Raw genomic sequence first — 12,374 nt, forward strand, 5'->3', positions numbered from 1 at the left:
CAATTGATATGAATAAGATATTTAATCCCGAAAGAAAAGATTGGGAGGCCATTTTAAAAAGACCTACTCAGACCGTTGATGATATAGAGGCGACTGTTAATGCTGTTTTTTCTGAAATAAAAAACAAAGGAGACGAAGCAGTTGCAAAATATACCGATTTATTCGATGGAGTAAAATTAACAAATTTTCAGGTTTCATCTGTTGAAATTTCAGAGGCTAAAAAACAGGTTTCCGAAGAATTGAAAGAGGCTATTTCTTTAGCAAAATCTAACATTGAAAAATTTCACGCTGCTCAACGCACAGAAAAAATAAAGCTATCAACTACTTCCGGAGTTGACTGTTGGCAGGAAAAACGACCTATTCAAAAAGTTGGATTATATATCCCCGGAGGAAGTGCTCCTTTATTTTCAACAATTTTAATGTTAGCCACACCCGCAAATTTGGCCGGATGCCGTGAAGTCATTTTATGTACTCCTCCAGATAAAACAGGGAAAATTAACCCTGTCATCTTGTATACCGCAGCATTATGTGGTGTGGATAAGATCTTTAAAATAGGTGGAATTCAGGCTATTGGCGCTATGACTTTCGGTACAGAAAGTGTACCCGGAGTTTATAAGATATTTGGTCCTGGAAATCAGTTTGTTACGGTAGCAAAACAGTTGGCTACCAAACAAAATGTCGCTATAGACATGCCTGCCGGTCCTTCTGAATTACTTGTAGTAGCCGATGATACAGCGATTCCAGCGTTTGTAGCTTCCGATTTATTAAGCCAGGCAGAGCACGGGGCTGATAGCCAAGTAATTCTAGTATCAACGTCCAAGAATCTTCTTGCCCTAGTAGAAATAGAATTAGAGAAGCAACTACAGGTACTTCCACGTAAGGAGTTAGCTGAAAGATCTGTGGCCAATTCAAAAATGATCTATGTAGATAATGATAAAGCAGCTCTAGAGCTGATCAATGAATACGGTCCGGAGCATTTCATTATTTGTTCAAAGAATGAAGAGTTATATGTAAATGGAATAATGAATGCAGGTTCTGTATTCATTGGAAATTACACACCGGAAAGTGCCGGAGACTATGCTTCTGGAACCAATCACACTCTTCCAACAAATGGCTATTCCAAGCAATATAGCGGTGTTAATTTAGATAGTTTTCTAAAGAGTATGACCTTTCAGAAGATATCTAAAGAAGGAATAAAGAATATTGGACCTTCTATAGAGATCATGGCGGAAGCCGAAGGTTTACAGGCACATAAAAATGCAGTAACACTAAGATTAAAAGAATTAAAATAATACCAGATTAAAAATCGGTATCATTCCAAGAGACAGTTTATGAATACAATTTTCAATATAAATAATCTGGTTAGGGCAAATGTGGCTAAATTGAAGCCATACTCTTCTGCTAGAGACGAATATACTTCTAATGGATCAAAAATGGTTTTTCTGGATGCTAATGAGAATCCTTTTGAAAATGGAGTAAATCGTTATCCCGATCCGCAGCAGCGAAATTTAAAACAGCGTTTAGGAGAAGTTAAAGGAATATCTACTGAGAATATTCTGTTAGGTAACGGGAGTGACGAAGTTCTGGATCTAATCTACCGAGCTTTTTGTGAGCCAGGGGAGGATAATATCATAAGTTTACCGCCTACCTATGGGATGTATCAGGTATTGGCTGATATTAATAATATAGAAAGCAGAGAAGTCTTTCTAACAGAGAATTTTCAACCAAATGTTCCTGAAATTTTTAAAAAGGTCGATAAGAATACAAAATTGATTTTTTTATGCTCTCCTAATAATCCAACGGGAAATTCATTTCAAAAAGATATCATCTTTAAAATTCTGAATAATTTTAAAGGAATAGTGGTGATAGACGAAGCGTATATTGATTTTTCTAAGGAAGAAAGCTGGAGCAAAATGCTAAAGGATTTTCCTAATTTAATCGTCACACAAACGCTTTCTAAGGCTTACGGAATGGCGGGTATAAGGTTAGGTATATGTTATGCCTCTGAAGAGATTATTAGGATTTTAAACAGGATTAAACCTCCGTATAATGTAAATGAGCTTACTCAGAGAAAAGCATATAAAAGGCTTGAAAATATTAATGAAGTTAATTTGGAAATTTCTGATATACTGAATGAAAGAGATAAGTTATGTAAAGTTTTACTTCAAGTAAAATTCATTTCTAAAATATATGAATCAGACGCTAATTTTTTATTGGTAAAAGTTGATGATGCAAATCTGCGTTATAAACAATTACTCGAAAAAGGTGTAGTAATAAGAAATAGAACGAACCAACCGCTGTGTGAGAATACTTTAAGATTTACAGTTGGTGCGAGAGAGGAGAATACAGCATTAATAGATGCTTTGAAAAGTTTATAATATTATAAAATCATAGTTCGAGTTTATTAGACTCGGAAATATAAGAATTGAATCATGAAAAAAGTGTTATTTATAGACAGAGACGGAACCCTAATCCACGAACCTGAAGATTATCAGGTAGATAGTTTGGAAAAACTGGAATTCTATCCTCAGGCCCTTTATTTCCTTTCTAAAATTGCCAAAGAATTGGATTATGAACTAGTGTTGGTAACCAATCAGGATGGATTAGGTACTACAGCTTACCCAGAGGAAAAGTTCTGGCCTATTCAAAACTTTATGTTGAAAACATTTGAAAATGAAGGGGTTTCATTTTCCGATATACTAATGGACAGAACTTTTGCAAAAGATAATTCTCCTACCAGAAAGCCAAATACAGGCCTGCTACGGGAAACCTACCTTAATAATCCAGAATATGATCTTTCAAATTCATTTATGATAGGAGATAGGATGACAGATATGGAGTTCGCTTATAATTTTGGGGGAACAGGGATCTTTATAGACACCCATGTTGATTTAGGCAGCGATGAACTTAAAAATAATACATCAGAAATAGAAAAATCAATAGGTATTAAAACAGATAGTTGGGAAAAAATCTATGAATTCTTAAAACTGAAGGACCGCTCATCAGAAATTATTAGAAAGACCAATGAAACCGACATATCAATAAAATTGAATTTAGATGGCACGGGGAACTCGAAGATCTCTACCGGAATCGAATTTTTCGATCATATGCTGGATCAGCTCTCACGACACGGACAAATGGATCTAGAAATAGAAGTAAAGGGGGATCTTGAGGTAGATGAACATCATACCATAGAAGATACAGCCATAGCCTTAGGAGAAGTATTCAATAAGGCATTAGGCAATAAATTAGGTATAGAACGATATGGCTTCTGTCTGCCTATGGACGATTGCTTAGCACAGGTAGCTATCGATTTTGGTGGTAGAAATTGGTTGGTTTGGGAAGCAGATTTCAAACGAGAAATGATTGGTAAAATGCCTACAGAGATGTTCTTACATTTCTTCAAATCCTTCTCGGATGGTGCAAAAGCTAATTTAAATATTAAAGCCGAAGGCGTAAATGAACATCACAAGATTGAAGCTATTTTTAAAGCTTTCGCTAAAGCGATAAAAATGGCAGTTAAAAGGGATGTAGAAAAAATGATTTTACCTTCAACAAAGGGAATGCTATAGAATATAAAATATGAAGATTGTAATTATAGATTATGGAGCCGGTAATATTCAAAGCATCAAATTTGCTATTCAACGCTTGGGTTATAAAGCAGTTTTGAGTAATGACCCCAAGGAAATTGAACAAGCCGATAAAGTTATATTTCCTGGGGTGGGAGAAGCAAGTAGCGCTATGAAGATGTTGAAGGCTTCGGGTTTACATACGCTTATTCCAAAATTAACACAGCCTGTATTGGGTATTTGTTTGGGGATGCAATTGATGTGTTCTCACAGTGAAGAAGGGGACACCTCGGGGTTGGGTATTTTTCATGCCAATGTAATTAGGTTCAATAATACGGTGAAAGTCCCACAAATAGGGTGGAATCAAATCACAAATTTAGAGTCTGACCTTTTTAGCGGTGTTAAAAATAAAGATTATGTATATCTGGTACACAGTTATTATGTACCAGAATGTGCTGAAACAATTGCGCATTCCAATTATGGAGTTGAATATACTACTGCCATCAAAAAAGATAATTTTTATGGCGTTCAATTCCACCCGGAAAAAAGTAGTACTACCGGAGAAAGAATTTTAAAGAATTTTTTAGAACTATAATTAGCCATAGAATAATAAAGAAATTTACATGAGAATTATACCTGCCATAGATATTATAGAAGGAAAGTGTGTTCGACTTTCTAAAGGAGATTATAATACTAAGAAAATCTATAATGAAAACCCCTTGGAGGTTGCTAAAGAATTTGAAGCTCACGGGATCGAATATTTACATTTAGTCGATCTTGACGGGGCAAAATCAAAACATATTGTAAACCACAAGATACTTGAAAGTATTGCTACACACACCAACTTGAAGATAGATTTTGGCGGAGGCTTAAAATCAGATAAAGACCTGGAAGTTGCATTTGAATGTGGTGCCAACCAAATTACCGGCGGTAGCATCGCAGTAAAGAATCCAGAAATATTTGAATCTTGGTTGAATAAATTTGGTGAAGAAAAAATCATTCTTGGAGCTGATGCCAATAATGAAAAAGTAGCTATCAGTGGATGGCAGGAGGAGTCTGAAAAGATGCTCATCCCTTTTATTAATGAATATTTAGCAAAAGGAGCAAAGTATGTAATATGTACTGATATATCCAAAGATGGCATGTTGGAAGGTCCTTCTTTTGAGCTTTATAAGAAGATTCTTCAACAGGCTGAAAATAATGATTTGAAATTGAATTTGATAGCTTCCGGCGGAATTTCAACTTTTGAAGAGCTGCCAAGTCTTGCCGAGTTAGGTTGTGAAGGGACTATAATTGGTAAAGCTATCTATGAAGGAAGGATTAGCTTAAAGCAATTAGAAAATTTTATATTGAATGCATAGTGCAGTTCTAATTAAACAATAGAAAAATGTTGACCAAAAGAATAATTCCATGTTTGGATATTAAGAATGGGAGAACGGTAAAAGGTGTGAATTTTGTTGACCTTAGAGATGCCGGTGATCCGGTGGAACTGGCAGAGATATATGCCAAATTTGGAGCAGATGAATTAGTTTTTCTGGATATTTCAGCAACCGAAGAGCGCCGCCGTACTTTGGCCGATTTAGTTTTACGTGTTGCCGAAAAGGTCAATATCCCTTTTACTGTCGGCGGAGGAATTTCATCTGTTGGTGATGTAGATATACTTCTTCAAAATGGAGCCGATAAGGTTTCTATAAATTCTTCAGCTGTAAAAAATCCCGATCTCATCAATGAATTATCTGCTAAATTTGGTAGCCAGTGTATCACTGTGGCTATAGATGCAAAATTGATAGAAGGAGAATGGATCGTACATCTTGTGGGAGGTAAAGTGCCTACCAAACTTAATTTATTCAACTGGGCAAAAGAAGTGGAGAAAAGAGGTGCTGGAGAGATCCTTTTTACTTCTATGAATAACGATGGGACTAAAAATGGTTTTGCAAATGAAGCTATTGCAAGATTATCTTCAGAAGTGAATATTCCTATCATTGCTTCTGGTGGTGCTGGGAATATGCAGCATTTTTGTGATACATTTATAGAAGGAAAAGCAGACGCGGCTCTTGCAGCGAGCGTTTTTCATTTTAAAGAAATAGAAATAAAGGAATTAAAGGAAGAACTTAGAAGAAACGGAATTTTAGTTCGGTTATAACTAATTAGTGCGCATTAACAAAGTGCAACAGTAAAAATAAAGAGAATATAATGAATATAGATTTCAACAAAAATCAGGACGGGTTGGTTCCGGTAATCGTACAGGATTCAAAGACTAAAAATGTTTTGATGCTAGGATATATGAATGAAGAGGCTTATTTAAAAACCAATGAGTCGAAGAAAGTTACTTTCTTTAGCAGGACCAAAAACCGACTTTGGACAAAAGGCGAAGAGAGTGGAAATTATCTTGAACTTGTTACCATTAAAAATGATTGTGATAATGATACTTTGTTGATATCGGCTATTCCACATGGACCAACCTGTCACAAAGGTTCTGATACCTGCTGGGGCGAAAATAACACTCAGGATTTTGGATTTCTTTCTCAACTGGAGGGAATTATTACCCAACGTAAAAAGCAAAGTGAGATAGCTCCAGAACTAAGGAAACAGGGAGAGTCCAGTTATGTGGTTTCTTTATTTGATGATGGCATGAATAAGATTGCTCAAAAAGTAGGGGAGGAAGCCATAGAAACAGTAATAGAAGCGAAAGATACGAACGATGACTTATTTTTAAATGAGAGCGCAGATTTGCTCTTTCATTATATGATACTTTTAAAAGCTAAAGGTTTCAGTTTACAGGATATTGTAAAAGTATTGGAGAAGCGCCACGATAAGGCGCTTAGATAAAAAAAAGCGAAGTAATTTTACTTCGCTTTTTTTATGTATTATAAATTTCTAACATAAATCAGTTTAAATCTACCATTCTGATTTTCTCTGGATTCTATTTCAAATTTGTTGATTGAATTGATCATGGGAGTTAGTTTTTGAAACCCGTAATTTCTAGAATCGAAATTAGGTTGTTTTTTTTGTAGCAAGCTTCCCACATCTCCTAAAAAGGCCCAGCCATCTTCATCGGCAACATCAGATATCGTGGTAGAAATAAGTTTAATAACTTTCGGGGTTATTTTATCTACTTCATTTTTCTTAGTAGAAGGTTTCCCGCCTTTTACAACTTCTGTTTCCTGCTCTTTAGAATCATTTTTAAGAATTTCAATATAGATGAATTTATCACAGGCTACTATAAACGGGTCTGGAGTTTTCTTTTCTCCAATCCCAATTACCTTCATACCTGCTTCTCTCAATCTGGTGGCCAGTCGTGTAAAATCACTGTCACTGGAAACTAAACAGAAACCATCCACTTTTTCAGAATATAGAATATCCATTGCATCGATGATCATAGCAGAATCTGTAGCGTTCTTTCCCTGCGTATATCCATATTGTTGAATTGGATTGATGGCATTTTCCAGTAATATACTTTTCCATTTACCAAGTTGTGGCTTGGTCCAATCTCCATAAATCCGTTTAATAGTGGGATTACCATATTTTGCGATCTCTTCCATCATTTCCTTCACATAAGCGGAAGGAATATTATCTCCGTCAATTAAAACGGCTAAATTATTTTCCATAAGTTTAATGTTGTATTGCTAATTTAACTTTTTCTGAAAAATTGCAGTCTAATAATTATTTAAAATTGTAATTGCTGAAGCGGCTCAATTTATCCTTTATTTATAGGAAAGCCATCTGATGGTTCTACATGTATAAGAACATCAGCAATTTCCGGAATCTTAGCAAGAAGTTCATCTTTTACTTTGTGTGCTATGAAATGTCCTTCCTTAACAGATATTTCAGAATTTACCCCTATATGAAGATCTACATGGTAGGTCATTCCTGTTTTACGAACGTAGCATTTTTCCGTTTCTTTTACCCCTTCCACTTGCTCAGCTACTTCCCTAATATCTAAGATCATATCATCATACATATGTTCATCCATTACTTCACCTAATGCAGGTCTAAGTATCAGGTAAGCGTTATATAGAATAAAACCAGATGCGAAAAGTGCTGCCCAATCATCGGCTGTTTCATACCCTTTTCCCATGAATAATGCGATAGAAATTCCCACAAAAGCCATTAAAGACGTAATAGCATCACTTCTATGATGCCAGGCATCAGCTTTTAATGCCGTGCTTTTTGTTTGTTCACCTCTTCGTGCTACAACTCGATAAAAAATTTCTTTTATTATAACTATCGCTCCAAGAACTATAAGTGTATAAGGTTTGGGAACTTTATGGGGTGTTCTTATATGCTGAATACTCTCATAAGCTATTACTGTGGCCGATACTACTAAAAAACCAACAATAGCAAAAGTTATAAGAGGCTCGGCTTTTCCATGCCCATAGGGATGATTATCATCTGCCGGCCGGCTTGCATATTTTAAGCCCAACAATACTAATAATGATGAGAATACATCTGTGGTAGATTCAATAGCATCAGCAATCAGTGCATAAGAATTCCCAAACACCCCCGCAATTCCTTTAATTATTGCTAATAAAGCATTTCCCAAAATACTTAGATAAGAGGTACTAATTGCTTTTTCAATATTGGATTTCATGAGGGGTATTATATTTAGACTTGCGAAGTTACACGCTATTATTAAAAGCTGTTCTTAAAACTTCATTAATTCTAATATTACCACCAAACTATGAAAAACCGATGGAAACTCCCATCCCTTTTTTTCATCCATATTAACGGAGATCTATTCCTTTGATTGAGTTCTGATATTGTAGATAACATATGTGCATATGCGACCCATTCCTCCCCATATTTTGGATGCATCATCCAATCCTGTTTTTCTGGAGTAATAAATTGATGTTCTCCATATTTTGAGAGGGTAAATTCATTATATTTTATCCAAAAGCCGGCTATACATTCAGGATTAATATATGGAAACTTCAAATTCAAAGTATCTTCCGGTATAAAAAGGTTGGCTTTAAAACACACTTCTTGCTCTATCTCATCCAATTCTATTTGTAAAGTTTCCAAAAGCTTCTTTGTTTCAGGGATTTTTAAAACTGGAAACTGTTGAAATTTAACTCTGTTTAATTTATCTATAAGTGTATCCTTTTTATTTGGCCCAATCCATCGTGCCATTTCCTCTTTTATTTCAGGATCATACACGTAGAATTTATACATTAGTTCTAAATGAATGATCCTTTTTTTTGGAAATTCTTCTATAATAAAATCTAATTCTCCCAGCGTTCTTTCAGGTGAATTGATCTGTATATTCTCTGCTAACAACTTATAATTAGGGTGACTTTGAATAATTAACCTGAAGAAAAGTTCTATTCTTTTTCCAAGAATCGGGCTTTTAGTAATAATTGGAAAAAATGTTTTTAATTGTTCTTTATCGGGAATAGGTTTAGAAGAAAACAGAAACTGTGAAAACTCAAAAAAATCATTATTTATCCATAATGCTGGAGTGTTTAAAAAACCGTGAATTTGTTTTTCTAATCTAGTCATTAATAAAAAAACTATTAATCATTGTATAATTGAGAAATATGGCCCCGGAATTGTATAGTACAAATTTAAGTGCTGTAATAAAGATTATAAATAGGTAAAATATCTATCAAAGAAATGAGAATAAGATAATTTAAAAATCAACACAATTATTTTTAACATATTTAGTTATTAATTTAACGTTTTTAAACTAACGTTAACATTTAAAGATTTTTATTAATAATTTTAAGCAGTAAATTTTATCTAATGATTACTAAAACAACCCAGTTCTATACTTTCTATTTCTACGATACTTACGTGGTTGTTGAAGCTTTTGAAAATATCAATTTTGATATTAAAGCGGCAGAGAATACATTATCAATAATATTTGATCACTTTGAGGGCCGAGATTTTACTATTATTTCTCATCGAAAAAATAAATACAATATCAATCTCGAGGCATATTCAAATAAGCTATTTAAAAAAGTTAAAGCCATAGCTGTTGTTTCAGAATGTCCCGATGTTAAAGAAAAAGCACAGCATGAACAAATGAAATTTGGGCAGTCCTTTGCTTACTTCAATAATCTTGACGATGCACGAAGCTGGGCAGAAAGTGTAGTTCCTGTTTAAAAAGGAGAGGTATTCTTTTGTAGGTGAAAACTAGTCTCTATCTTTTTTACCAAACAAGCGTTTAAAAAGCCCTTTCTTCTTTTTGGGTTCTTTTTTCTTGTTATTTGATTTATCCGGATTATTAAAAAGTCGGTCAAAAAAGCCATCTCTGGAACTTGCTTCACAATCCAAAAGCTCTACAACTTCCTCAGAAGGCTTTTTAAAATGCGCCTGGGTTATGTCACTAAAATTAGGATTTTGATTTAATTTCTGCATAAAAAGGGCAAAAACTGGAAGAGCTGAATTTGCTCCCTGTCCAATTCGCGTATTTCTAAATCCAATTCTATGATCGTCTGATCCCACCCAGGTAACCGTTACTAATTTTGGAGTAATACCCACGAACCATCCATCTTTATTAGATTGAGTTGTTCCGGTCTTACCAGCAATTTCGTTTTGAAGTCCATAAGTAGTTCTAAGTCGGGTAGCGGTTCCTTCATTCACAGTGGCCTTCATAAACTCTATCATAACCTGTCTATTGGTTTCAGTAAAAGCTGCTTGTTTTTTTTGTACTGGTTTAAATTCCGCCAGGGTATTTCCTTTACTATCTTCAATTTTGGTTATATAAAATGGAGTAGTAGATTTTCCGTTGTTCACGTAACTGGTATACGCCCCGGCTAATTCTTTTATGCTTAATTCAGCAGTACCTAATGCCAAAGAGGGAACTTTGGGCAATGAGGACTGAATGCCCATTTTTTCAGCTTGACTTATTACATTACTTATTCCCGTTTCCATCAAAACTTTGACCGCAATGGTGTTAATAGAATTACTGAGTGCCGTTTTTAGGTTGTAGTTCATAAATGGATCTTCTCCATAACTGCCCGAATTTGAAGGAGTCCAACCATTTTCATAGGTTACTTCATTGATCGAGAAATAGGAGCAAGGTGCTATTCCATTTTCCAAAGCAGCCGTATAGACAATAGGTTTAAAAGTAGAGCCAATTTGGCGTTTACTTTGCGAGATGTGATCGTACTTAAAATGCTCAAAATTAACACCACCCACCCAGGCTTTTACGGCGCCAGATGAGGGTTCCAACGCTAAGAACCCGGTATTAAGAAACTTTAAATAATGTTTTATACTATCTAAAGTAGTTCCCGTAATCACTTTCTCTTCATCATAATTGAAAAGTTCCATTTCATGAGAATCTTTATTAAGTCTTTTCAATATCTCAGCGTCTGAAAGTCCTTGGTTACTCAACTTTTTATATACTTCTGTGCGTTTAACAGCAGCTAAAATAATTTCGTTATTGGTTAACCAAGGAGCTCTGGAACCATAAGATTGTTCATGAGCTTTCTGCAAATCTTGCATATGTTCTTTTACAGAAGCTTCGGCAAGTTGTTGCATCGTGAAATCGATGGTAGAGTGAATGATCAATCCATCTTTATAGATATTATATTTTTCACCTTCCGCGTTTTTTAAAGTGTCTAAAATGGCGCTAACATCTTTTCGTAGCTGTTCACGAAAATACGGAGCAACGCCCTGGTTACTGCTGTAGAACTGATAATCCAGCTGAAGATTCTTTTGTTTTGCTTGCTCCATTTGCGCATTAGACAAATAACCATATTTCTCCATTTGCATTAATACAACATCACGGCGTAAACGGCTCCTTTCAGGAAAAATTCTGGGATTAAAGTAGTGAGATGCTTTAAGCATTCCAATTAATACAGCAGCTTCTTCCAGATTAAGAGCCTTTGTATGTTTATTGAAAAATTTCATAGCGGCACTTTCAATTCCAAAGGTGTTATCGCTAAATGGAACTGTATTAAGATACAGCGTAAGTATTTCTTTCTTTGAGTAAATATCTTCTAATCGTTTTGCTATAATAGCCTCTTGGAGTTTATTAACCACTATGCCGAATGCTCCGTAATCTTTTCTTCCATATAGATTCTTTGCTAATTGTAGGGTAATGGTGCTTCCTCCGCCAGACGATTTATCTTGGAGTAACAAGGTTTTAAAGAAAACACGTAATAGACTTCTACTATCAATTCCATTGTGTTCGTAATAGCGAACATCTTCGGTAGCTATTAACGCATCAATTAGATGTTGAGGAATTTGAGAGTAAGTTATGGGTTGTCTATCAAAAATGTAAAATTTACCAATGAGTTCTCCATGCGCAGCCAGAACTTGAGTTGCCTTGCTTTGGTTTAATTCTTTAAGATCAGAGGTACTTGGTATCTTTCCAAAGGCACCTAAATATATAAGAGTATAAAATAGCAGGGGTATTGCTATTAGAGATAGTAGGACGCCAAGAGCCCATTTTAATTTTCTGGACTTTTTGAATTTTTCAAGCATAACTGGAATTAATCCTTACAAATAAACGAATACTTCTAAAAAGGAAGTAGGACGTTAAGGTAATTTTTAGATTTCAGTTTATATTATAATCAAATAATATGAATAAAATAGCCGATTATTATTTAAATAATCGGCTATTAGCTTTTAAGATAAACCATTTAGTAAAAATTTAGTTATCAAATTACACCCCGTAACGTCTTCTATTATACCAGCTCTCTCTGGTAGAGCTTTTCAAGTTCATAAAATGTCTACGATGTGTTAAGTCTCCTTCTTTCAGTACATTGTAATTCTGGATAATGTTTTCTAAAGTTGCCATAATATAAAAGTTTTAAGTTATACCTAATAGACGACAGGAAATATATTTTGTTACAG

At 34.7% G+C, this 12,374-nt stretch carries 13 protein-coding genes; 8 read left to right on the top strand and 5 right to left on the bottom strand.

The window, feature by feature from the left end:
* Nucleotides 1–8 precede the first annotated feature (8 nt).
* Genes hisD through hisIE form a run of 7 tightly spaced genes read left to right on the top strand, consistent with a single transcriptional unit; the run spans nt 9 to nt 6,398 of the window.
* Nucleotides 9–1,292, top strand: coding sequence for a histidinol dehydrogenase (gene hisD, locus L1I30_RS07500; RefSeq protein ID WP_236133659.1), 1,284 nt, complete (start codon nt 9–11; stop codon nt 1,290–1,292).
* A 39-nt stretch (nt 1,293–1,331) separates the two neighbouring features.
* Entirely contained in the window at nt 1,332–2,378 is a 1,047-nt protein-coding gene (hisC, locus tag L1I30_RS07505) for a histidinol-phosphate transaminase (protein WP_236133660.1), read from the top strand.
* Nucleotides 2,379–2,432: 54 nt separating this feature from the next.
* Complete coding sequence (gene hisB, locus L1I30_RS07510) at nt 2,433–3,572, top strand: bifunctional histidinol-phosphatase/imidazoleglycerol-phosphate dehydratase HisB (protein ID WP_236133661.1); 1,140 nt, start codon at nt 2,433–2,435, stop codon at nt 3,570–3,572.
* Nucleotides 3,573–3,582: 10 nt separating this feature from the next.
* Nucleotides 3,583–4,164, top strand: coding sequence for an imidazole glycerol phosphate synthase subunit HisH (gene hisH, locus L1I30_RS07515; RefSeq protein ID WP_236133662.1), 582 nt, complete (start codon nt 3,583–3,585; stop codon nt 4,162–4,164).
* A gap of 28 nt (nt 4,165–4,192) precedes the next feature.
* The gene (gene hisA, locus L1I30_RS07520) at nt 4,193–4,930 is read left to right on the top strand and encodes a 1-(5-phosphoribosyl)-5-[(5-phosphoribosylamino)methylideneamino]imidazole-4-carboxamide isomerase (RefSeq protein ID WP_236133663.1); all 738 of its coding nucleotides are present in this window, start codon (nt 4,193–4,195) and stop codon (nt 4,928–4,930) included.
* A gap of 26 nt (nt 4,931–4,956) precedes the next feature.
* A complete protein-coding gene (gene hisF, locus L1I30_RS07525) occupies nt 4,957–5,712 on the top strand; it encodes an imidazole glycerol phosphate synthase subunit HisF (RefSeq protein ID WP_236133664.1) in 756 nt (251 codons plus the stop codon).
* Between the two features lie 47 nt (nt 5,713–5,759).
* On the top strand, nt 5,760–6,398 hold the full coding sequence (gene hisIE / locus L1I30_RS07530) for a bifunctional phosphoribosyl-AMP cyclohydrolase/phosphoribosyl-ATP diphosphatase HisIE (RefSeq protein WP_308444055.1): 639 nt from the start codon (nt 5,760–5,762) through the stop codon (nt 6,396–6,398).
* A 38-nt stretch (nt 6,399–6,436) separates the two neighbouring features.
* On the opposite strand, the gene L1I30_RS07535 is transcribed toward hisIE, so the two are convergent.
* The 3 genes from L1I30_RS07535 to L1I30_RS07545 all read right to left on the bottom strand — a co-directional run bounded on the left by L1I30_RS07535 (nt 6,437) and on the right by L1I30_RS07545 (nt 9,068).
* On the bottom strand, nt 6,437–7,177 hold the full coding sequence (locus L1I30_RS07535) for an NYN domain-containing protein (protein WP_236133666.1): 741 nt from the start codon (nt 7,175–7,177) through the stop codon (nt 6,437–6,439).
* A gap of 89 nt (nt 7,178–7,266) precedes the next feature.
* Nucleotides 7,267–8,160 (bottom strand): cation diffusion facilitator family transporter, encoded by an 894-nt coding sequence (locus L1I30_RS07540; RefSeq protein WP_236133667.1) that lies wholly within the window; start codon nt 8,158–8,160, stop codon nt 7,267–7,269.
* A 77-nt stretch (nt 8,161–8,237) separates the two neighbouring features.
* Complete coding sequence (locus tag L1I30_RS07545) at nt 8,238–9,068, bottom strand: DUF1853 family protein (protein ID WP_236133668.1); 831 nt, start codon at nt 9,066–9,068, stop codon at nt 8,238–8,240.
* 243 nt (nt 9,069–9,311) lie between these two features.
* On the opposite strand from L1I30_RS07545, the gene L1I30_RS07550 reads away from it, so the two are divergent.
* Nucleotides 9,312–9,674 (top strand): hypothetical protein, encoded by a 363-nt coding sequence (locus tag L1I30_RS07550; RefSeq protein ID WP_236133669.1) that lies wholly within the window; start codon nt 9,312–9,314, stop codon nt 9,672–9,674.
* A 30-nt stretch (nt 9,675–9,704) separates the two neighbouring features.
* Here L1I30_RS07550 and L1I30_RS07555 read toward each other — a convergent pair whose 3' ends face one another.
* The gene (locus tag L1I30_RS07555) at nt 9,705–12,002 is read right to left on the bottom strand and encodes a transglycosylase domain-containing protein (protein WP_236133670.1); all 2,298 of its coding nucleotides are present in this window, start codon (nt 12,000–12,002) and stop codon (nt 9,705–9,707) included.
* Between the two features lie 181 nt (nt 12,003–12,183).
* Nucleotides 12,184–12,318: a hypothetical protein gene (locus tag L1I30_RS14310; RefSeq protein WP_262911034.1), complete on the bottom strand. Its 135-nt coding sequence runs from the start codon at nt 12,316–12,318 to the stop codon at nt 12,184–12,186.
* Nucleotides 12,319–12,374 lie beyond the last annotated feature (56 nt).

The organism is Gillisia lutea, from assembly GCF_021568705.1.
Lineage (GTDB): Bacteria > Bacteroidota > Bacteroidia > Flavobacteriales > Flavobacteriaceae > Gillisia > Gillisia lutea.

What these genes read in the sequence shown, in the direction of transcription:
- hisD (WP_236133659.1), top strand. Translation starts at nt 9, where the DNA reads ATGAATAAGATATTTAATCCCGAAAGAAAAGATTGGGAGGCCATTTTA.
- hisC (WP_236133660.1), top strand. Translation starts at nt 1,332, where the DNA reads ATGAATACAATTTTCAATATAAATAATCTGGTTAGGGCAAATGTGGCT.
- hisB (WP_236133661.1), top strand. Translation starts at nt 2,433, where the DNA reads ATGAAAAAAGTGTTATTTATAGACAGAGACGGAACCCTAATCCACGAA.
- hisH (WP_236133662.1), top strand. Translation starts at nt 3,583, where the DNA reads ATGAAGATTGTAATTATAGATTATGGAGCCGGTAATATTCAAAGCATC.
- hisA (WP_236133663.1), top strand. Translation starts at nt 4,193, where the DNA reads ATGAGAATTATACCTGCCATAGATATTATAGAAGGAAAGTGTGTTCGA.
- hisF (WP_236133664.1), top strand. Translation starts at nt 4,957, where the DNA reads ATGTTGACCAAAAGAATAATTCCATGTTTGGATATTAAGAATGGGAGA.
- L1I30_RS07535 (WP_236133666.1), bottom strand. Translation starts at nt 7,177, where the DNA reads ATGGAAAATAATTTAGCCGTTTTAATTGACGGAGATAATATTCCTTCC.
- L1I30_RS07540 (WP_236133667.1), bottom strand. Translation starts at nt 8,160, where the DNA reads ATGAAATCCAATATTGAAAAAGCAATTAGTACCTCTTATCTAAGTATT.
- L1I30_RS07545 (WP_236133668.1), bottom strand. Translation starts at nt 9,068, where the DNA reads ATGACTAGATTAGAAAAACAAATTCACGGTTTTTTAAACACTCCAGCA.
- L1I30_RS07550 (WP_236133669.1), top strand. Translation starts at nt 9,312, where the DNA reads ATGATTACTAAAACAACCCAGTTCTATACTTTCTATTTCTACGATACT.
- L1I30_RS07555 (WP_236133670.1), bottom strand. Translation starts at nt 12,002, where the DNA reads ATGCTTGAAAAATTCAAAAAGTCCAGAAAATTAAAATGGGCTCTTGGC.
- L1I30_RS14310 (WP_262911034.1), bottom strand. Translation starts at nt 12,318, where the DNA reads ATGGCAACTTTAGAAAACATTATCCAGAATTACAATGTACTGAAAGAA.